The following is a 19,542-nucleotide window of genomic DNA, read 5'->3' on the forward strand; positions in this document are numbered from 1 at the left end:
CTCGTTCGACGGACCCAGGTGCTCCGTTCGGAGCATCGGTGACGTAGGTTGCGGAGCGTTTTGTTCCGCAAGCTGTTCGTGCGAGGAGAGACCCCGAGGTGAGCGAGAAGAAGGATCCGAGCGTCTGGGAGGGCTTCAAGGCCTTCCTGATGCGCGGGAACGTCGTCGATCTGGCCGTGGCGGTGGTGATCGGCGCCGCCTTCACCAACATCGTCAACGCCGTGGTGAAGGGGATCATCAATCCCGTCGTCGGGGCCATCGGGACCAAGAACCTCGACCACTACAGCTCATGTCTGAGCTCGACGTGCGAGGGCGAGCAGGGCATCCGGATCCTGTGGGGTTCCGTCCTCGGGGCCGCGCTGAGTTTCGTGATCACCGCGGCGGTCGTCTACTTCCTGATGGTCTTGCCGATGGCGAAGTACCTGGCCCGGCTGGAGGCCCGCCGCAAGGCGAAGGAGGGTACACAGGAGGTCATCGAGGTGACCGAGCTGGAGGTGCTGAAGGAGATCCGGGACGCGCTGGTCGCACAGCGCGGCTCCGGGCACGACCGGCAGTAACGCCGGCAGGAGCGCTGCGGACGGCCGCCCGGGCGGCTCAGAGGTGGTGGGGCGGCTTCTCGTCGAGGAAGCGCTTGAGGTCGGCCGCGCCGCCACCGGTGTCGGAGCGCTCGCCCCAGCCTCGGTCGGTGTCGTCGGAGGACTGCTGGTCGAGCGGGTCGTCGAAGACCAGCGCGGGCTTCGGCGCGCGCGGCTCGGGATCGGGGGCGGTGCTCATGCGTCCAGGGTACGGTCGCGGAGGAAGTCGCGGTGAAATTCCCCGCCCCTTCTGCTGTGCTGGGAACCATGACGTCCAGCTCCGCTCCCCCGCCCGTCCCCTCCCCCTCGCCCGGCCCCTCCGGCATGCCGGGCGACCGGGGGCCGCTGCGCAGGCTCACGGCCCGTGGCCGGGACGAGGCGCACCGGGCCGCCTCGCCGCTGGAGCTCTTCTTCGATCTGTGCTTCGTCGTGGCGGTGGCCCAGGCGGGGATCGAGCTGGTGCACGCCGTCGCCGAGGGGCATGCGGGCGAGGGGATCCTCGACTACGCGATGGTGTTCTTCGCCCTGTGGTGGGCGTGGATGAACTTCACGTGGTTCGCCTCGGCGTACGACAACGACGACGTGCTCTACCGGGTCGTCACGCTGGTGCAGATCGCCGGTGTGCTGGTCCTCTCGGCGGGTGTCTCCCGGGCGTTCGGGGAGCACGAGTTCTTCGTGGTCTGGCTGGGCTACCTGATCATGCGTCTCGCCCTGGCGGCACAGTGGCTGCGGGCGGCCCGCGCCGGCGAGGGCCAGGAGCGGACGACGGCTCTGCGCTACGCCGGTGGCGTGCTGGCGTGCCAGGTCGGCTGGCTGGGCCTGCTGTTCCTGCCGGAGGGGGCCCGGCCCTGGTGGTTCCTGGTGATGGTGCTGCTGGAGATGTGCGTGCCGCCGCTGGCGGAGAAGGACCGTCCCACGTCCTGGCATCCGCGCCATATCGCGGAGCGGTACGGGCTGTTCACCATCATCGTGCTCGGCGAGACGATCGCCGCGGCCACGGTCGCCGTGAAGTCGGGCGTCGACGAGAACGACGCCCTGGGCGAGCTCCTCCCCATCGCGGCGGGTGGGCTGCTGATCATCTTCGCCGCGTGGTGGGTCTACTTCGTCGTGCCCATCCACAGCCATCTGCGGTCCAACCGGCAGGCGTTCCTGTGGGGCTACGGCCACTATCTGGTCTTCGCCTCGGCGGCCGCGGTCGGGGCCGGGCTGGAGGTGGCGGTGGAGCAGACGGTCGGCAAGGCGCACATCTCCACGCTGTCGGCGTCGGCCGCCGTGACGCTGCCGACGGCCCTGTACCTGCTGACCTTGTGGGCCCTGCACTCGCGCCACTTCAAGTCGGGCATCGCCCAGCAGCTGGTGCTGCCGACGACGGCACTGCTGGTGATCTGCTGCACGTTCCTCGGCGACTGGGCGGTGCTCGCGGCGGGCGTGGTCTGCGCGCTGTCGGTGGTGGCGGGAGAGACCCTGGCCCTGCGCAGGGCGGCCCGGGCCGCCGGGGCCGCCCGGGCCGACGGACAGACGACGCCGACCGGGTGACGGAGCCCGCGAGGACATCCCGCGTGGGCCGACGGGCTGGGTACCCCCGCAAGGCCCGGCATCTGGACAAGACTGAGCGGCATGACAGTTGACGCTCTGGTGGACGCTCTGACGGATGTCTCCGGCCTGCGGGTGGGGCACGCGACCCGCGCCGGTGACGGCTGGCTCACCGGCACCACGGTGGTGCTGGCCCCGGAGGGCGGGGCGGTGGCCGCCGTGGATGTGCGGGGCGGTGGTCCCGGCACCAAGGAGACGGACGCGCTGGACCCGCGCAACGTGGTGCGGAAGGTCGAGGCGATCGTGCTGACCGGCGGCAGCGCGTACGGGCTCGACGCGGCTTCGGGGGTGATGGCCTGGCTGGAGGAGCGGGGGCGTGGGATCCGGGTCGGGGCGGATCCGGCGCATGTCGTGCCGGTGGTGCCCGCCGCCTGTGTCTTCGATCTGGGGCGCGGCGGCGACTTCCGGGCCCGGCCGGACGCGGCCACCGGACGGGCGGCGGTCGAGGCGGCCGCGGCGAGCGAGCCCGGCGCACCGGTAGCCGAGGGATGCGTGGGCGCCGGCACGGGGGCGGTGGTCGGGGTCGTGAAGGGCGGGGTCGGCGGCGCGAGCACCGTGCTCGGCTCGGGGATCACGGTGGCCGCGCTGGTGGTGGCCAACGCGGCGGGGTCGGTGCTGGATCCGGAGACGGGGGTGCTGTACGGGGAGTTGTTCCAGGGGCGGGTGGAGTACCCGGAGACACCCGTGCACGAGGCCGCGCTGCGGCGCCTCGCCGAGACGGCCGCGAGAAGCTCGGCTCCGCCGCTCAACACCACGCTGGCGGTGGTCGCCACGGACGCGGACCTGTCGAAGGCGCAGGCGCAGAAGCTGGCCGGTACGGCACACGACGGCATCGCCCGCGCGGTGCGGCCGGTGCACCTTCTCAACGACGGGGACACGGTGTTCGCGCTGGCGACCGGGGACCGCGCCCTGGACGCCGCGAACCCGCTCGCCCTCAACGAGATCCTCGCCGCGGGCGCGGACGTCGTGACCCGGGCGATCGTGCGGGCCGTGCGCGCCGCGGAGCCGGTCGACGGTCCGGGCGGGGCGTGGCCGTCGTACGGGGAGCTGTACGCGGGCCGCTGAACCGACGGGCACCGCACAGCGGCTCCACAGGGGGCGCCGGACATTGTCCCGGGCCTGTAACGGTGATGTCGCTCATGGCGGCCGGGCGGAACCCGACCGGCCGCCCGGACCCTCTTCTCTCACGTACTGGAGCGGACCACGCACATCACACGAACTGGGAGCAGCCCGTGACAACGCCGGACATTGCAGCGCGGCGCAAACTGGGGGCATGTGCCGCCCTGATGGTCGGCGCCCTGACGCTCACCGCCTGCGGTGGCAGCGCCAACGCCAAGGACGACGCCAAGGGTGGCGGCGACTCGGCGAAGACGTCCGTCGCGAAGATCGCCATCTCGGCGAAGGACGGTTCGACCGACGCCTCCATCAACTCGACCGGCGTGAAGGTCAGCGACGGCAAGCTGACCGACGTGAAGATGACGGTGGCGGGCAGCGGTCAGGCCGTGCCCGGCTCGATCTCCTCCGACGGCAAGGTCTGGAAGCCGAAGGAGCAGCTGGAGCGCGGCACGAAGTACCAGATATCGGCGACCGCGAAGGACACGAAGGGCCGTACGGCCGCCGCGAACTCCATCTTCACGACGGTCACCTCGGCGAACAGCTTCATCGGGACGTACACGCCGGACAACGGCACCACGGTCGGTGTGGGCATGCCGGTGTCGTTCACCTTCGACAAGGCGATCACGAACCGCAAGGACGTGCAGTCGCACATCACGGTCACGTCCAGCAGCGGGCAGAAGGTCGTCGGGCACTGGTTCGGCGCGCAGCGGCTCGACTTCCGGCCCGAGGAGTACTGGAAGGCCGGCTCCAAGGTCACGATGAAGATCGACCTGGACGGCGTCGAGGGCACGAACGGCGTCTACGGCGTGCAGAGGAAGACGGTCACCTTCACCGTCGGGCGTTCGCAGGTCTCCACGGTCGACGTCAACACGCAGACCATGACGGTCGTGCGGGACGGCAAGACCATCAAGACGGTCCCGATCTCGGCGGGCAGCCCGGAGCACACCACGTACAACGGGCAGATGGTGATCTCCGAGAAGTTCGTGCAGACCCGGATGAACAGCCGGACGGTCGGGCTCGGCGGGGAGTACGACATCCCGGACGTGCCGCACGCGATGCGCCTGACGACCTCCGGCACGTTCATCCACGGCAACTACTGGTACAACAAGGGCAATCCGCCCTTCGGCCGCCAGGGCACCAGCCACGGCTGCGTCGGCCTGGCGGACGTCCAGGGCGCCGGGGGCAACACGCCCGCCAAGTGGTTCTACGACAACTCGCTCATCGGTGACGTGGTGATCGTCAAGAACTCGCCCGACAAGACGGTGTCGCCGGACAACGGGCTCAACGGCTGGAACATGGACTGGAGCCAGTGGACCGCGGGCAGCGCCTCGTGAGCGGCTGAACGATCATACGAGCTGGGGTTTTTGACGGACCGACCGGGCCGCGCGGGAACTTTTCGCGCGGCCCGGGCGTTTCCCTGGACGTACGTTTTCTCGGTTCCCGGACATGATGTCCGACCGAGGGGCTACGGTATGCACCCACAAGGTGACATGCAGCAACGCCGGGAGAAACCTTGAGCGTTCCGTACGAGACGGCAGCGTACGAACCCCACGACTCGCCCGAGTCTCCGGAGGAGCACCTCGCGCGACTCCTCGGCCGCGCCCTGAACTCCTTCGAGCTGCCTGACGAGACGATAAGGCGGCTGGACTGCGCGCTGGCGCACGACGGTTCGCTGCACTCCGCGCACCACAGCGCGGGACTACACCGGGAGACGTACCGGCACACCTGGCTGCTCGCCGACGGTTCCGCGCTCACGCTCTGGGAGCTCGTCCACAACACGGCGCCGGGCAGCGAGCCGCAGCACGAGGTGTACGTCGACGAGGAGGAGCTGCGCGCCGCCACCACGCGTCTGCCGCTGCCGCCGGACACACCCGACTTCGAGCTGCCGGTGGCGGTACAGCTGTCCCCGGTCCCCGCGCCGCGGCACGCGTACGCCGGGGACAACTCGGCGGACCACGCGCGGCGTTTACTGCGCCGCGCGGAGAACGCGGACCGGCCGGGCGCGGACACGGCCGCCCTGCTGGCCACGGCGTCCGGTCACCAGATCACCCAGGCCTTCGGCCGCCCGTGCCGCGCGGGCCGGGCGGGGCTGGGCTACTCGCTCTACGAGCACGCGTTCCTGCTGCGCGACGGCGCGGAGATCTCCCTCTGGGAGGTGGAGCACACGGCGACGCCGGACGGACGGCACATGTGCGAGGTGTACGCCAGCGAGGACGCGGCACGCGAGGCGATGGAGCGGCGGGCGGCGCAGCTGTCCTAGGAGCTGTCCGAGAACTTCAGGCTGCGCAGCATCGCCTCGTAGCGGGTGAACGCGGCAGAGGTGTCGCGCTGCTGATCGGTGTTCACGGTGGTCCAGGACACCAGGGGGGTGCGTTTGCCGATGTCGATGACGGTGACGCGTAGCGCGTACTCGGGCTGGAGTCCGTAGCAGTCGTCGTGGGCATCTTGGCCGGTCCCGGGGCAGCCGAGGGTGCCGTTGAGCGACCAGTCGGTGGTGGCGGTCATCAGGGTCGCCGGGTGCCCGTCGACGGTGGTCTCGACCGTGTCCCGGAACGTCGCGTGGTAGTCGGTCAGCCCGCGCAGGCGGGCCAGGTAGCCCTTGTAGCTCGCGGGCGGCTCGACGGGGTCATCCTTCCCCGGCGGGTACACGACCACCGGCAGCAGGAAGCTGACCTTGTCGCTCTCCGACGTGTCCCAGGTCAGGAAGGTGCGGGTGTCCTCATCGGGGCGCGCGCCTAGCGAGGCGGGGACGGCGACCGTGAGCGGCACGGCGAACGCCTTGCTCTTGTACACGACGGACGAGGCCGACGCCGACACCGTGGGCCGGGCGGCGGGCGACGAGGGGGCGTCCGCCGCGGATCCACCGCCGCAGGCGGAGACAGTACCCGGCAGGGACCCGCTCACGGCGGCCACCACGCATCGACGAGCCCACATGCGCCTCACCTCAGCACGACTGTGAGTCACGGGGCAGACCCCGACAACCGGAGGCCGCCGGGCGGCTCTCAGGCCGCTCTGTCGCCGAGCCGGCGCGTCAGCTCCGTGAAGGCGTCTCTCTCCTCGGGGGTCAGTTCCACGGACTCCGACCGGGGGCCCGTCTGCCGCTGTTGCGGAAGGGCGGGGAGAGGGTGGCCTTCGGGCCATCGGGAGACGTGCTCGGGCATGCGCCCCAGTAGACACCACGGCCCGGGACTTCGGTCCCGGGCCGTGATTTTCGTGATCTATCTCGCAGGTGCCGTGAACGGTTCACACGCCCCGAAAGGGGCGAACCCAGAGCCCTCGGGCGTGGGGCGTCACGCCGCCACCGGCTGCTTCGCCTCCGCCGACCGAGCCGCGGCCTCGCCGGAGCCCGGTGCGGTGCCCGCCGGCTTGCGCATGCCCTTGAGGACGACCACCAGGGCCGTGGTGACGCAGACGCCCGCGGCGATGGCGACCAGGTAGAGCAGCGGGTTGCCGATCAGCGGGACCACGAAGATGCCGCCGTGCGGGGCGCGCAACGTGGTGTCGAAGGCCATCGACAGGGCGCCGGTGATCGCGCCGCCCGCCATCGAGGCCGGGATGACGCGCAGCGGGTCGGCCGCGGCGAAGGGGATCGCGCCCTCGGAGATGAAGGAGGCGCCGAGCACCCAGGCGGCCTTGCCGTTCTCGCGCTCGGTGTGCGTGAAGAGCTTGCCGCGCACGGTCGTGGCGAGGGCCATCGCCAGCGGAGGCACCATGCCGGCCGCCATGACCGCCGCCATGATCTTCATCGCGGAGTCGCTGGGGTTGGACACCGCGATACCGGCCGTGGCGAAGGTGTAGGCGACCTTGTTGACGGGGCCGCCGAGGTCGAAGCACATCATCAGGCCGAGGAGGGCGCCGAGCAGGATGGCGTTGCTGCCGGACAGGCCGTTCAGCCAGTCGGTCATGCCCTTCTGGGCCTCGGCGATGGGCTTGCCGATGACGACGAACATCAGGAACCCGACGATCGCCGAGGAGATCAGCGGGATCACCACCACGGGCATGATGCCGCGCAGCGCCGCCGGGATGTTCACCTTCTGGATCGCGATGACCACGCCACCGGCGATGAGACCGGCCGCGAGACCGCCGAGGAAGCCGGCGTTGATGGTCAGGGCGATCGAGCCGCCGACGAAGCCGGGGACGAGACCGGGCCGGTCGGCCATGCCGTAGGCGATGTAGCCGGCCAGGACCGGGACGAGGAAGCCGAAGGCGACGCCGCCGATCTGGAAGAGCAGGGCCGCCCAGCTGTCGGCCTGCGCCCACATGAAGTGGTCCATCACCGACGGGGCCTTGTCGACCTTGTAGCCGCCGATCGCGAAGCCGAGGGCGATCAGCAGACCGCCCGCCGCGACGAACGGCACCATGTAACTGACGCCGGACATCAGCCACTTGCGCAGCTTGGTGCCGTAGCCCTCGCCGGCGTCGCCGGAGCGCTCCACCGGAGTGGACGGGGCGGATCCGGAGGTGACCTCGCCGCGGGCGGCCTTCTCGCGGACCTCGGCGATGAGTTCCGCGGGGCGGTTGATGCCCGCCTTCACACCGACGTCGACGGTCGGCTTGCCGGCGAAGCGTTCCTTCTCCCGTACGGGCACGTCGTGCGCGAAGATCACGGCGTCCGCCGCGGCGATGACCGACGGGTCGACCCGGGTGAAGCCGGCCGAGCCCTGAGGCTCGACGGTGACCTCGACGCCCGCCTCACGGCCGGCGTTCTCCAGCGACTCGGCCGCCATGTAGGTGTGGGCGATGCCGGTGGGGCAGGAGGTGACGGCGACGATGCGGAACGGGCGCTCCTCACCCGCAGCCGTGTCGTCGTCGGTGACCGTGGCGGCGGCGGGAGAGGCCGCTCCCGCCGACGCCACGGGGTCTTCGGAGGCGGCCTCGGCGGGCTCGCCGGGCTCGTCGCCGCGGATCAGCGCGGCGGCGGCCGCCGCGTCGCCCACCGCGCGCAGGGCGTCGGTGAACTCCGTGTTCATCAGCTGCCGGGCCAGCGACGACAGGATCGTCAGATGGGCGTCGTCGGCGCCGGCCGGCGCGGCGATCAGGAAGATCAGGTCGGCGGGGCCGTCCGCGGCGCCGAAGTCGATGCCGTCGGCGCTGCGCCCGAAGGCGAGCGTCGGCTCGGTGACGTGCTCGCTGCGGCAGTGCGGGATGCCGATGCCGCCGTCGAGGCCGGTCGGCATCTGCGCCTCGCGGGCGGCCACGTCGGCGAGGAAGCCGTCCAGGTCGGTCACCCGGCCCAGGGCCACCATGCGCTCGGCGAGGGCACGCGCCGCCGCTTCCTTGGTGTCGGCGGACAGGTCGAGATCGACCAGGTCCGCGGTGATCATGTCGCTCATCGCGGGCTCCTTAGCACGCGTATCGCCCGGTCAGTCGAATGGGCGGGGGAGGGGAGGGGGATGCGGTGGGGGGTGACGGGGTCCGAGGCGGGCCGTAACGGGGAGGCCAGCCGCTCGCGGGTCGGTCCGCGCTGCTCCTCGTACGTCATGACACCGGCTCCTTCAGCGCTCGGTCCGCCGGGATCCGGGCCGTGACCGTCACCGCGGCCGGGTCCAGGTCGCCGGGCTCGGGCATGACACTGCCGGGCAGCTGGACGGCCGCCGCGCCATGGGCGACCGCGGAGGCGAGGGCCTCGGGGCCGCTGCCGCCGGCGATGAGGAAACCGGCGAGGGAGGAGTCACCGGCGCCCACGTTGCTGCGTACGGCGTCCACACGGGCGCTGCCGAACCAGGCGCCCTCGCCGGAGACCAGCAGCTGCCCGTCGGCGCCGAGGCTCGCGAGGACGGCCCGGGCGCCCATCTCGCGCAGCTCCTCGGCCGCCTTCACGGCGTCGCCGACGGTGGCGAGGGGGCGGCCGACGGCCTCCGCGAGCTCCTCGGCGTTGGGCTTGACCACGTCGGGCCGCTCACGCAGGGCCGCGAGCAGCGCGGGCCCGGAGGTGTCCAGGGCGATCCGGGCGCCGGCGGCGTGCGCGCGGGCGACCAGGTCGGCGTACCAGGAGGGGGCGAGGCCGCGCGGGAGGCTGCCGCAGCAGGCGATCCAGGCGGCGTCGCGGGACTGCTGCCGTACGGTCTCCAGGAGCAGTTCCCGCTCGGCCTCGGACAGTTCGGGGCCCGGCGCGTTGATCTTCGTCAGGACGCCGTCGGCTTCGGCGAGGGCGATGTTGGAGCGGGTGGCCCCGGCGACCGGGACCGGCGCGACCTCGATGCCCTGCGCGTCGAGCAGGTCGGCGACGAGCGCGCCCGGCGCGCCGCCCAGGGGCAGGACCGCCACGGTGCGCTGACCGGCCGCGGCGACCGCGCGCGAGACGTTCACGCCCTTGCCGCCCGGGTCCATCCGCTCGCCGGTGGCGCGGATGACCTCGCCGCGGTCGAGGGACGGCACCTCGTAGGTGCGGTCCAGGGACGGGTTGGGGGTGACGGTGAGGATCATGCGCGCACTACTTCCGTGCCGCCGCGCTCGATCGCGACGGCGTCTTCGGGGCTCAGCCCGCTGTCGGTGATCAGCAGGTCCACGTCGCTCAGGTCGCCGAAGCGGGCGAAGTGCTCCTGGCCGTGCTTGGAGGAGTCGGCGAGCAGCACCACGCGGCGGGCGGCGGCCAGGGCCGCGCGCTTCACGGCGGCCTCGGCGAGGTCGGGGGTGGTCAGGCCGTGTTCGGCGGAGAAGCCGTTGGCGGCGACGAACAGCACGTCGGCGCGGATCTCGCCGTACGCGCGCAGCGCCCAGGCGTCCACAGCGGCGCGGGTGCGGTGCCGTACGCGGCCGCCGACGAGGTGGAGCTGGATGCCGGGGTGGTCGGCGAGGCGGGCCGCGATGGGCAGGCTGTGCGTGACGACGGTGAGGGCGGACTCCAGGGGGAGGGCCGTGGCCACCTTGGCGACCGTCGTACCGGCGTCGAGGATCATCGTGCCCTCGCTCGGCAGTTCCGCGAGGGCCGCCTTGGCGATGCGGTCCTTCTCGTCCGCGGCCGTCGTCTCGCGCTCGGCGAGGTCCGGCTCGAAGTCGAGCCGCCCGACCGGGATGGCGCCGCCGTGCACCCGGCGGACCAGTCCGGCGCGGTCGAGGGCCTTGAGATCGCGGCGGATGGTCTCCGCCGTCACCTGGAACTCCTCGGCCAGCGACACGACATCCACTCGGCCGCCGTCACGGGCGAGCCGGAGGATCTCCTGCTGCCGCTCCGGTGCGTACATGTCTGTTCGCCTCCGCCCAATGCCCGAACGTGTGGTTTCAGCGGGAGGCTACGCCGAGATTTCCGCGAAGTAAACAGGTTCGGACTCAATCGGGCATGATCGGAAACGGAAACGGGCTCGGCACCCATGTGCCGAGCCCGTTCTCCGACGATTGCCGGACGACTGTCAGGAAACCAGCGCCGGTTCCTTCCGCTCCGCCGCCGCCTGCTCCCCCTCGACGTGCTGCGCCGGCCGCTTCGGCAGGGCGAACATCAGCAGGAAGATCACACCCAGCACCGCGGCCACCCAGCCCAGCGAGTTCCGGAAGGCGTCCGCGAAGGCCGGGCCCACCTGCTCCGGGCGCAGCCGGTCGCCGATCGAGCCGAAGAAGACGACCGACACCAGGCCGAGCCCCAGCGCGTTGCCCATCTGCTGCACGGTGTTGAGCAGGCCGGACGCCGAGCCGGAGTGCTCGCGCGGCACCTCGGAGAGGATCGCATCGGTCAGCGGAGCGACGATCAGGCCCATGCCCACGCCCATCACGACCAGCGGCAGCGCCATCTGCCAGGGCGCGATGCCCAGGCCGTAGTGCCCGGACTCCCAGAGGTAGAGCAGCACCCCGGCCGCCATCACCAGCGCGCCCGCCTGAAGCACCTTGCGCCCGAAGCGCGGGACCAGCTGCTGCACCGACATCCCGGCGGCCACGGACACGGCGATCGAGAACGGCACCCCGGTCAGCCCGGCCTTCAGCGGGCTCCAGCCCAGCCCCATCTGCATGTACAGCGTCCACACCAGGAAGAACACGCCGAGCGCGACCCCGAAAACGGTCTGCACGGCGATCCCGGCCGCGAAGCTCTTGACCCGGAACAGCGACAGCTCGACCAGCGGGGAGCCGTCCCGTGCGCTCTTGCGCCGCTCGTACGCCACCAGCGCCGCGAGGACGACGAGCGACCCGGCCATCGAGACGTACCCCCACACCGGCCAGCCCAGCTCGCGGCCGCGGATGAGCGGGTAGAGCAGCATCAGCAGGCCCAGCGTCACGAGCGCGACGCCCACCAGGTCCAGCTTCAGGGCCCGCGGCGCCTTGGACTCGGTGATGAAACGGCTGCCGAGGATCAGGCCCGCGACGCCGACGGGCAGGTTGATCAGGAAGATCGAGCGCCACTCCCACCCGAACAGGTTCCACTCGGTCAGCAGCGCGCCGAGCAGCGGACCGGACACGGCCCCGAGCCCGACGACCGCGCCGAACAGGCCGAACACCTTGCCCCGCTCGTGCGCCGGGAAGGTCGCGTGCACGATCGACAGCACCTGCGGCACCATCAGCGCCGCCATGCCGCCCTGCAGGAACCGCGAGGCGACCAGCATCTCCGGGTTCACCGCGAGGCCGCACAGCGCGGAGGCGAGGGTGAAGCCGCCGATGCCGACGAGGAAGATCCGCTTGCGGCCGTGGATGTCGCCGAGCCGTCCGCCGGTGATCAGCCCGGCGGCGAAGGCCAGGGCGTATCCGGCGGTGATCCACTGGATCTGGCCGAAGGACGCACCCGACTCCCGCTGGATCGACGGTATGGCGATGTTGACGATCGTCACGTCGACGAGGTCCATGAAGGCCGCGGTCATCACGATCGCGAGGGCGAACCAGCGACGGCGGTCGGTCCCGCCCGCGGTGCTGAGAGGGGTCTCGGTGGAGGTCATGCAGAGAAGGTAGAGGGCCATTAGGTCAGATCACGTCCTACTGGTGCGGCATCCTCGTCGGTATGACGACGGACACACCGGCACGGCTGCTGACGCTCCTCTCCCTCCTCCAGACGCCCCGCGAATGGCCCGGCGGCGAGCTGGCCGACCGGCTCGGGGTCTCCCGCCGCACGGTTAGGCGGGACATCGACCGGCTGCGCGAGCTGGGCTATCCCGTGCAGGCGAGCAAGGGTGCCGACGGCGGCTACCGGCTGGTCGCCGGCAAGGCCATGCCGCCGCTCGTGCTCGACGACGAGGAGGCCGTGGCCATCGCGGTCGGGCTGCGCGCCGGGGCGGGACACGCGGTGGAGGGCCTGGACGAGGCGTCGGTACGGGCGCTGGCCAAGCTGGAGCAGGTGCTGCCGGGCCGGCTGCGGCACCGCGTGACCACACTCCAGGCCGCGACCACTCCCCTGACCAGCGGAGACGGGCCGAGCATCGCGCCGGAGACCCTGACCGTCATGGCCTCCACGGCGGCCGGGCACGAGCGGCTGCGGTTCGCCTACCGGGCGGCCGACGGCACCGAGTCTCGGCGCCTGACCGAGCCGTACCGGCTAGTGTCGACAGGCCGCCGCTGGTACCTCGTGGCGTACGACATCGACCGGGACGACTGGCGCACGTTCCGCGTCGACCGCGTGAGCGAACCGTTCGCCACGGGAGCGCGGTTCGTGCCGCGCGAGCTGCCGACGGGGAACGCGGCGGAGTTCCTGCGGCAGTCGATGCAACGGCAGCAGGAGTCCTACGACTTCGAGGTCACGTTCGCCGCGCCGGCCGACTTCGTCGCCGCCCGGCTGCCGAAGTGGCTCGGCACGCCCGAGCCGTTGGACACCGGCGGCTGCCGGCTGCGCGGGTCCGTCGGGGACGCCGTGCAGTGGGTGGCGTTCCGGCTGGCGATGCTGGAGTGCGACTTCGTGGTCCGCGAGCCGGAGGAACTCGTGCGGGCGGTACGGGACCTGGGGGCGCGGTTGAGCAGGGCGGCGGCTGCGGGAGCGGGCGCGGGTGCGGGTGCGGGTGCGGGTGCGGAGTAGGTATCCGGCTCCGGGCCGCTGTCCGGCTCCGTCAGGCCTCCCATAGAAGTCAGGCCTCCCATAGAAGTCGGGACTCCCATGGAAGTCAGGCCTCCAGGAAAGTCAGGCCTCCCAGGGAAAGTCACGCAGCGCCCTCAGGTTCCGCAGCGCGAGTTCCGCCGGGCTGCCCGGGCCCTCCACCGGGCCGTCCCCCTCCGCCCAGCCCTCCAGGGCCGTGCGTACGGCGGCGCTCGCGACCGCGGCGGTGAAGCGCGGCTCTGGGGCGGCGGCAACGTTGTCGTCACCAGCCGCAGTCCCGGTCCCGGTCCCCCGTTCCGCCAGCACCTCCCCCAGCGTCCGTTCCGACGCCTGGCACACCTCCGCCCACACCCTGCGCAGGGACGGGTTCGCCTCGGCGAGGCGCAGGAGGGTGCGGACCCACTCCCAGGAGGACGCCGAGACGCCGGCGCCCGGTGTGAGGGTGTGCCGCACGCCGTGCTCCAGGGCCCGGAGGACGCTCACGTCGGCGGGGGCGGCGCGTACCGCCTCGGCCCAGCGCTGGGCGCCGGCCCCGTAGAGCGGGGCGACGGCCTCCTCCTTGGTGGCGAAGTACCGGTAGAACGTGCGCGGGGCGATGCCGGCGGCCTGGGCGATGTCCTCGGCGCGGGTGGCGCGCAGGCCGTGCCGTACGAAGAGGCCGGCCGCGGCCCGGGCGATCGCCATACGCGTCTCGGCCTTGCGCCGCTCGGTCAGCGAGGCCTGAGGAGGGGTCGGGGTGGTGCTGCTCACGCCCGGCAGGCTATGCCCATGTGACACAATCTGCCATCTGGCGGGCCACCCCGTGGTTCAGGTACGGGGTGGCCCGCCCTTCACTTGCGCGCCCGGCGAAGAGGCGGGTTCCCCGCTCACGCAGAGAGCCGGGCCCCGGCACCCGGGGGGAGGGGCGCCGAAGCCCGGCTTTGGGAGAGTCCCGGCGCCGGGGGGAGTGCGACGGGACTTGGCTCTGGGGGGCCAGGGGCGTGGCCCCGGCCCGAACTGGTGGGCCCGGAAGTCTTGTTCCCGGTGCCCCGCGGGTTGAAGCGGCGTTACATCGCCATGTTTGCGCGGTCTTTCGCCACCCGGCGTACGCGGGGCCCCCGGGCGCACACCGCCCGTCACCCACAGGCACTGGGACCACACCCATGGGCCGTGGAACGAGCCGTGCGCCGGGCACCCGCACGTCCGGCCGCCCATCGGCGAACGCACCGGCGAGCGATCACCGGAACCGGCGAACACCGGCAGCGGCGTCACGCCGCCGCGTCGAACCCCGTGCTGCGGGCCAGCTTCTTCAGCTCCAGCAGCGCGTGCTTCTCGATCTGCCGGATGCGCTCGCGCGTCAGGCCGTGCTCCTTGCCGACCTCGGTCAGCGTGCGCTCCCGGCCGTCCTCGATGCCGTAGCGCATCTTGATGATCGAGGCCGTGCGCTGATCGAGGCGGCCGATGAGGTCGTCGAGCTCCTCGCTGCGCAGCAGCGTGAGCACCGACTGCTCGGGCGACACCGCGGAGGTGTCCTCCAGGAGGTCGCCGAACTGGGTCTCGCCCTCGTCGTCCACCGACATGTTCAGCGAGACCGGGTCGCGGGCCCAGTCGAGCACGTCGGTGACGCGCTCCGGCGTCGAGCCGAGCTCGGCGGCGATCTCCGCGGGCTCCGGGTCGCGCCCGTGCTCACGGTTGAACTCGCGCTGCACCCGCCGGATCCGGCCAAGCTCCTCCACGAGGTGGACGGGCAGGCGGATCGTACGGGACTGGTCGGCTATGGAGCGGGTGATGGCCTGGCGGATCCACCACGTCGCGTACGTGGAGAACTTGAAGCCCTTGCGGTAGTCGAACTTCTCGACCGCGCGCACCAGGCCGGCGTTGCCCTCCTGGATCAGGTCCAGCAGCGGCAGACCGCTGCGGGGGTAGCGGCGGGCGACGGCGACGACCAGGCGCAGGTTGGAGCGGATGAAGACGTCCTTGGCCCGCTCCGCGTCGGCGACCAGGGCTTCGAGCTCCTCACGGGTGGCGTCCGCCTTGGTCTCCTCGTACCCGTCGAGGACCTGCCGCGCGAACACACCCGCTTCGATGACCTGGGACAGCTCGACTTCCTTGGCGGCGTCGAGCAGCGGTGTACGCGCGATCTCGTCGAGGTACATGCCGACCAGGTCGCGATCGGCGATCTCGCCGCCATGGGCGCGAACACTGCTTGCCCTGTCGGCCGTCTCGCCGGTGGCGGACTGACGACGGGCGACGGCACGGGTTGCCATGCGTGCTCCCTTGCGATGGTGAGGTCAGCGGGTGGTCCTTCGGACGCTGGACTCCGTCTCCGGGACTCTCCGGACTCTCCTCGGGTGCCCTGCATCCGATGGAAACAACGACTGGAATCAGGACAGAATTCCCAACCTGTCCCCCAATTTTTCGGATCATGCAGTACCCTGTCGGGCCCGATGAGGAGGCGCGGTGCCGACGGAACGTACAGAGGTGCAGGTCAGACCGGGAGTCGAGGCGGACCTCGAAGCCCTCACGGCCCTCTACAATCACTACGTACGTGAGACGGCGATCACATTCGATACCGCGATCTTCACTCCGGAAGAGCGCCGCCCTTGGCTGCTCTCCCACCCTGTAGACGGGCCGTACCGCCTGATGGTTGCCACGGATGCGGACTCACAGGAGATTCTGGGCTACGCCACGTCCAGCCCCTTCCGGGCGAAGCCCGCCTATGCGACCTCCGTGGAGACGACGGTGTACGTCGCCCCGGACGCCGGCCGCCGCGGCGTCGGCACCCTCCTGTACAAGGCCCTCTTCGAGGCCCTGTCGGGGGAGGACCTGCACCGCGCCTACGCGGGCATCGCGCAGCCGAACGAGGCGTCGGCCCGGCTGCACGAGCGCTTCGGCTTCCGGCATGTCGGCACGTACCGGGAGGTCGGCCGCAAGTTCGGCCGCTACTGGGACGTGGCCTGGTACGAGAAGGACCTTACGTAGGGCCTGTCGTTCGGATCAGGTCGCAGGAAAATCGGCAGCGTTTCTCAGCGCCGGTGAGTGGGGCCTGGTGCGTGCAGCCGCAAGGCGGAGGAGGGAGTCGACGCGGAGCGTCGGTGACCGACGACAACGCCGCAGATGCGCGTGCCAGGCCCCGCGTCTGCGGCGTGATCCAAACGACAGGCCCTAAGGCCCGGCCTCAGCCGAACTGCACCGACCGTTTCGCCAGCCCCATCCAGAAGCCGTCGATCACCGACTTCTGCGCGTCGAGCTCACCGGCGGCGTCGGCCGCGCCCATGGTCACGAACAGCGGGGCGAAGTGCTCGGTGCGCGGGTGGGCGAGCCGTCCCGCGGGCGACTTGCGGGTGAAGTCCAGCAGGGCGTCCACGTCCCGCGCCTCCAGCGCCCGCCGGCCCCAGTCGTCGAACTCCGCCGACCAGGCGGGGGTGCCGCCCTGCCGGAGCGCGGCCAGGTTGTGGGTGAAGAAGCCGGAGCCGACGATGAGCACGCCCTCGTCCCGCAGCGGGGCGAGCCTGCGGCCGATCTCCATGAGCCGGGCCGGGTCGAGCGTCGGCATGGACACCTGGAGGACCGGGATGTCCGCCTCCGGGTACATCTCGACCAGCGGGACGTACGCCCCGTGGTCGAGGCCCCGGTCGGGGACGTCCTGGACGGGAATCCCGGGGGCGCGCAGCAGCTTCCGTACCGACTCGGCGAGCTCCGGTGCGCCGGGGGCCTCGTAGGTCACCCGGTAGTAGTGCTCGGGGAAGCCCCAGAAGTCGTAGACGAGCGGGACGGTCTCGGTGGCGCCGAGGGCGAGGGGGGCCTCCTCCCAGTGGGCGGAGACCATCAGGATCGCCCGGGGACGCGGCAGGCCGGCCGCCCAGGCGGCCAGTTCACCGGGCCAGACCGGATCGTCCGCCAGCGGCGGGGCGCCGTGGCTCAGGTACAGAGCGGGCATGCGCTCCTGGGTGGCGGCGGACATGCTGCGGCTCCTTCCAAAACATGGTTCCCTAACAAAACTGTACGGGGCATTTGTTTAAAGTTCAAGGAGGGGCCGCGTAGAGTGGAAGACATGAAGGCACCCGCATCCGCACCGACCCCGGGCTCCGTGGCAGAGCCTCCGGAACCGCGCTGGCTCACCGACGACGAACAGCTGGTATGGCGCTCGTTCATCGAGGGGACCACCCTCCTCGACGACCACCTCGACCGTCAGCTCCAGCGCGACGCGGGCATGCCACACGTCTATTACGGCCTGCTGGTCAAGCTCGCCGAGGCGCCGCGGCGGCGGCTGCGGATGACGGAGCTCGCCATGCTGGCGAAGATCACCCGCTCCCGTCTCTCGCACGCCATCGCGCGCCTGGAGAAGAACGGCTGGGTGCGCCGCGAGGACTGCCCCGACGACAAGCGGGGCCAGTTCGCCGTGCTGACGAACGAGGGCTACGAGGTGCTGCGGCGGACCGCGCCGGGCCATGTGGAGGCCGTACGGCAGGCGGTCTTCGACCGGCTCACCCCGGAACAGCAGAAGTCCCTCGGCGAGATCATGCGGATCATCGCCGAGGGACTTCAGCCGGCCGAAGCCGGTGCGGACCTGCCCTGGCTCCGCTGAGCCGGGGCAGGTCCTGGAATCCGTAGGTACGAGGCGTCCCCTTCCCCGTACCTACGGAAGGGCCCGAAGGGGTTTTCCGGTACGGCGGTCAGTGGGCGACGGCCGTCAGCGGGAGAGAACCGTCAGTGGGCGACGACCGGCACCTGCACCTCGTCCGCCACGCCCTCGCCGGAACCGGAGCCGGTCACGGTGGCGCTGCCGGGACGGCCCGCGTTGACGAAGGTCAGGGCGATCGCGGCGGCCACGACGAGGATGCCGACGGCGAACCAGATGGCGCTCGTGTAGCCCTCGACCATGCCCTCCAGCTGGACCAGCTGCTGCTGGGACCGGCTGCCGGCCCCGGCGATGTGGTCCGCGATGTAGGACGTGGTGGCCGAGGCGGCGATCGTGTTCAGCAGCGCCGTACCGATCGCGCCGCCCACCTGCTGAGAGGTGTTGACCATCGCGGAGGCGACACCGGCGTCCCGCGGCTCGACGCCCTGCGTGGACAGCGACATGGCCGGCATGAACGCCGTACCCATGCCAAGGCCGAGCAGGAGCATCGCCGGCAGCAGCAGGGCCGCGTACGAGGACCCGATCTCCAGCCGGGTCAGCAGCAGCATGCCGAGCGCGGCGACCAGGAAGCCGGGGCCCATCAGCAGGCGCGGGGCGACCCGGGTCATCAGGCGGGTGCCGATCTGGGTGGAGCCCGTGATCATGCCCACGATCATCGGCAGGAACGCGAACCCGGTCTTGACCGGCGAGTACCCCTTCACGATCTGGAGGTAGTAGGTCAGGAAGAGGAACAGGCCGAACATCGCGATGATCGCGAGACCGAGGGAGAGGTAGACACCACCGCGGTTGCGTTCGGTGATCACGCGCAGCGGCAGCAGCGGGGCCTTCACCCGGGACTCGACGATCACGAAGGTCGCGAGCAGGACGGCGGAGGCCACGAACATGCCGATGGTGACGGAGTCGCTCCAGCCCTCGGACTCGGCGCGGGTGAAGCCGTAGACCAGGGCGACCAGGCCGAGGGTGGACAGGATGACGCCCGGGATGTCGAGCGGGGAGCGGTTGCGGCCGCCCTCCGGCTCACGGATGACGAAGTACGCACCGGCCGCGGCGACGATGGCGAACGGGATGTTCACGAAGAACGTCCAGCGCCAGTCCAGGTACTCGGTGAGGAAGCCGCCCAGGATCAGGCCGACGGCGCCGCCGCCACCGGCGATCGCGCCGTAGATGCCGAACGCCTTGGCGCGCTCCTTGGCGTCGGTGAACATCACGGCGAGCAGGGAGAGCGCGGCGGGCGCGAGCAGGGCACCGAAGGCGCCCTGGAGAGCGCGGGCGCCGAACATCATCGCCTCGTTGGTGGCCGCGCCGCCGAGCGCGGAGGCCGCGGCGAAGCCGCCCAGGCCCACGACGAAGGCCTTCTTGCGGCCCCACAGGTCGGCTATCCGGCCGCCGAACAGCAGCAGACCGCCGAAGGCGAGGGCGTAGGCCGTGACGACCCACTGCCGGTTGCCGTCGGAGATGCCCAGGTCCTGCTGGGCGGAGGGCAGGGCGATGTTCACGATGGTGGCGTCCAGGACGACCATCAGCTGGGCCAGCGCGATGAAGACGAGCGCTTTCCAGCGACCCGGATCCGGTTCGGCCGGGGCGCCGAGTGCCTTTGAGGCTGTTTCAGACATGGGGATACCCACTTCGGGACAAGGTGACGGAAAAAACGGAAAAGCTGCGAAAAAAGGGTGTCGTTGAGGGACGACTCGACGACC

Annotated in this window: 18 protein-coding genes; 8 read left to right on the plus strand and 10 right to left on the minus strand. The window is 71.4% G+C overall.

Annotated elements, in window-relative coordinates; all coding sequences use genetic code 11:
* The first annotated feature begins 98 nt into the window (after positions 1–98).
* Entirely contained in the window at positions 99–557 is a 459-nt protein-coding gene (gene mscL, locus ACIBL4_RS27260) for a large conductance mechanosensitive channel protein MscL (protein ID WP_356926416.1), read from the plus strand.
* 37 nt (positions 558–594) lie between these two features.
* Here the strand turns inward: mscL and ACIBL4_RS27265 are convergent, their stop codons facing one another.
* Positions 595–774 carry a hypothetical protein gene (locus ACIBL4_RS27265; RefSeq protein ID WP_307175734.1) on the minus strand — a complete coding sequence of 60 codons (180 nt, stop codon included), beginning with the start codon at positions 772–774 and terminating at the stop codon, positions 595–597.
* A 68-nt stretch (positions 775–842) separates the two neighbouring features.
* Here ACIBL4_RS27265 and ACIBL4_RS27270 point away from each other — a divergent pair, with 68 nt between their 5' ends.
* The 4 genes from ACIBL4_RS27270 to ACIBL4_RS27285 all read left to right on the plus strand — a co-directional run bounded on the left by ACIBL4_RS27270 (position 843) and on the right by ACIBL4_RS27285 (position 5,544).
* On the plus strand, positions 843–2,111 hold the full coding sequence (locus tag ACIBL4_RS27270; RefSeq protein WP_399414447.1) for a low temperature requirement protein A: 1,269 nt from the start codon (positions 843–845) through the stop codon (positions 2,109–2,111).
* 81 nt (positions 2,112–2,192) lie between these two features.
* On the plus strand, positions 2,193–3,233 hold the full coding sequence (locus tag ACIBL4_RS27275) for a P1 family peptidase (protein ID WP_399414448.1): 1,041 nt from the start codon (positions 2,193–2,195) through the stop codon (positions 3,231–3,233).
* 167 nt (positions 3,234–3,400) lie between these two features.
* Positions 3,401–4,618 carry an Ig-like domain-containing protein gene (locus ACIBL4_RS27280; protein WP_399414449.1) on the plus strand — a complete coding sequence of 406 codons (1,218 nt, stop codon included), beginning with the start codon at positions 3,401–3,403 and terminating at the stop codon, positions 4,616–4,618.
* Positions 4,619–4,797: 179 nt separating this feature from the next.
* A complete protein-coding gene (locus ACIBL4_RS27285) occupies positions 4,798–5,544 on the plus strand; it encodes a DUF6227 family protein (protein ID WP_399414450.1) in 747 nt (248 codons plus the stop codon).
* Here the strand turns inward: ACIBL4_RS27285 and ACIBL4_RS27290 are convergent.
* The 5 genes from ACIBL4_RS27290 to ACIBL4_RS27310 form a co-directional block, all read right to left on the minus strand.
* The gene (locus ACIBL4_RS27290) at positions 5,541–6,188 is read right to left on the minus strand and encodes a hypothetical protein (RefSeq protein ID WP_399414451.1); all 648 of its coding nucleotides are present in this window, start codon (positions 6,186–6,188) and stop codon (positions 5,541–5,543) included. The genes ACIBL4_RS27285 and ACIBL4_RS27290 overlap by 4 nt on opposite strands.
* A 386-nt stretch (positions 6,189–6,574) precedes the next feature.
* Positions 6,575–8,617 (minus strand): fructose-specific PTS transporter subunit EIIC, encoded by a 2,043-nt coding sequence (locus ACIBL4_RS27295; RefSeq protein ID WP_399414452.1) that lies wholly within the window; start codon positions 8,615–8,617, stop codon positions 6,575–6,577.
* Between the two features lie 145 nt (positions 8,618–8,762).
* Positions 8,763–9,710: a 1-phosphofructokinase gene (gene pfkB / locus ACIBL4_RS27300; RefSeq protein ID WP_399414453.1), complete on the minus strand. Its 948-nt coding sequence runs from the start codon at positions 9,708–9,710 to the stop codon at positions 8,763–8,765.
* Complete coding sequence (locus ACIBL4_RS27305; RefSeq protein WP_399414454.1) at positions 9,707–10,468, minus strand: DeoR/GlpR family DNA-binding transcription regulator; 762 nt, start codon at positions 10,466–10,468, stop codon at positions 9,707–9,709. Before ACIBL4_RS27305 ends, pfkB begins: the two co-directional genes overlap by 4 nt.
* Positions 10,469–10,633: 165 nt before the next feature.
* Positions 10,634–12,139 carry an MFS transporter gene (locus ACIBL4_RS27310; protein WP_399414455.1) on the minus strand — a complete coding sequence of 502 codons (1,506 nt, stop codon included), beginning with the start codon at positions 12,137–12,139 and terminating at the stop codon, positions 10,634–10,636.
* Positions 12,140–12,201: 62 nt separating this feature from the next.
* Here ACIBL4_RS27310 and ACIBL4_RS27315 point away from each other — a divergent pair, with 62 nt between their 5' ends.
* The gene (locus ACIBL4_RS27315) at positions 12,202–13,206 is read left to right on the plus strand and encodes a helix-turn-helix transcriptional regulator (RefSeq protein ID WP_399414456.1); all 1,005 of its coding nucleotides are present in this window, start codon (positions 12,202–12,204) and stop codon (positions 13,204–13,206) included.
* A gap of 102 nt (positions 13,207–13,308) precedes the next feature.
* On the opposite strand, the gene ACIBL4_RS27320 is transcribed toward ACIBL4_RS27315, so the two are convergent.
* Together ACIBL4_RS27320 and ACIBL4_RS27325 are read right to left on the minus strand one after the other, a co-directional pair.
* Entirely contained in the window at positions 13,309–13,974 is a 666-nt protein-coding gene (locus ACIBL4_RS27320) for a TetR/AcrR family transcriptional regulator (RefSeq protein ID WP_399414457.1), read from the minus strand.
* Between the two features lie 497 nt (positions 13,975–14,471).
* Positions 14,472–15,470, minus strand: a complete 999-nt coding sequence (locus ACIBL4_RS27325; protein WP_150481418.1) for an RNA polymerase sigma factor RpoD/SigA — start codon at positions 15,468–15,470, stop codon at positions 14,472–14,474.
* 193 nt (positions 15,471–15,663) lie between these two features.
* On the opposite strand from ACIBL4_RS27325, the gene ACIBL4_RS27330 reads away from it, so the two are divergent.
* Entirely contained in the window at positions 15,664–16,185 is a 522-nt protein-coding gene (locus ACIBL4_RS27330) for a GNAT family N-acetyltransferase (RefSeq protein WP_399414458.1), read from the plus strand.
* Between the two features lie 196 nt (positions 16,186–16,381).
* Here ACIBL4_RS27330 and ACIBL4_RS27335 read toward each other — a convergent pair whose 3' ends face one another.
* Positions 16,382–17,167: a dioxygenase gene (locus ACIBL4_RS27335; RefSeq protein ID WP_399414460.1), complete on the minus strand. Its 786-nt coding sequence runs from the start codon at positions 17,165–17,167 to the stop codon at positions 16,382–16,384.
* 90 nt (positions 17,168–17,257) lie between these two features.
* Here ACIBL4_RS27335 and ACIBL4_RS27340 point away from each other — a divergent pair, with 90 nt between their 5' ends.
* Entirely contained in the window at positions 17,258–17,791 is a 534-nt protein-coding gene (locus ACIBL4_RS27340) for a MarR family winged helix-turn-helix transcriptional regulator (protein WP_399414461.1), read from the plus strand.
* A 122-nt stretch (positions 17,792–17,913) separates the two neighbouring features.
* On the opposite strand, the gene ACIBL4_RS27345 is transcribed toward ACIBL4_RS27340, so the two are convergent.
* Positions 17,914–19,458, minus strand: a complete 1,545-nt coding sequence (locus tag ACIBL4_RS27345; protein WP_399414462.1) for an MFS transporter — start codon at positions 19,456–19,458, stop codon at positions 17,914–17,916.
* Positions 19,459–19,542: the final 84 nt, after the last annotated feature.

Origin of the sequence: Streptomyces sp. NPDC050416 (genome assembly GCF_044458845.1) — a bacterium.
GTDB lineage: Bacteria > Actinomycetota > Actinomycetes > Streptomycetales > Streptomycetaceae > Streptomyces.

What these genes read in the sequence shown, in the direction of transcription:
- ACIBL4_RS27270 (WP_399414447.1), top strand. Translation starts at nt 843, where the DNA reads ATGACGTCCAGCTCCGCTCCCCCGCCCGTCCCCTCCCCCTCGCCCGGC.
- ACIBL4_RS27265 (WP_307175734.1), bottom strand. Translation starts at nt 774, where the DNA reads ATGAGCACCGCCCCCGATCCCGAGCCGCGCGCGCCGAAGCCCGCGCTG.
- ACIBL4_RS27340 (WP_399414461.1), top strand. Translation starts at nt 17,258, where the DNA reads ATGAAGGCACCCGCATCCGCACCGACCCCGGGCTCCGTGGCAGAGCCT.
- pfkB (WP_399414453.1), bottom strand. Translation starts at nt 9,710, where the DNA reads ATGATCCTCACCGTCACCCCCAACCCGTCCCTGGACCGCACCTACGAG.
- ACIBL4_RS27315 (WP_399414456.1), top strand. Translation starts at nt 12,202, where the DNA reads ATGACGACGGACACACCGGCACGGCTGCTGACGCTCCTCTCCCTCCTC.
- ACIBL4_RS27335 (WP_399414460.1), bottom strand. Translation starts at nt 17,167, where the DNA reads ATGTCCGCCGCCACCCAGGAGCGCATGCCCGCTCTGTACCTGAGCCAC.
- ACIBL4_RS27305 (WP_399414454.1), bottom strand. Translation starts at nt 10,468, where the DNA reads ATGTACGCACCGGAGCGGCAGCAGGAGATCCTCCGGCTCGCCCGTGAC.
- ACIBL4_RS27275 (WP_399414448.1), top strand. Translation starts at nt 2,193, where the DNA reads ATGACAGTTGACGCTCTGGTGGACGCTCTGACGGATGTCTCCGGCCTG.
- ACIBL4_RS27325 (WP_150481418.1), bottom strand. Translation starts at nt 15,470, where the DNA reads ATGGCAACCCGTGCCGTCGCCCGTCGTCAGTCCGCCACCGGCGAGACG.
- ACIBL4_RS27345 (WP_399414462.1), bottom strand. Translation starts at nt 19,458, where the DNA reads ATGTCTGAAACAGCCTCAAAGGCACTCGGCGCCCCGGCCGAACCGGAT.
- ACIBL4_RS27295 (WP_399414452.1), bottom strand. Translation starts at nt 8,617, where the DNA reads ATGAGCGACATGATCACCGCGGACCTGGTCGATCTCGACCTGTCCGCC.
- ACIBL4_RS27310 (WP_399414455.1), bottom strand. Translation starts at nt 12,139, where the DNA reads ATGACCTCCACCGAGACCCCTCTCAGCACCGCGGGCGGGACCGACCGC.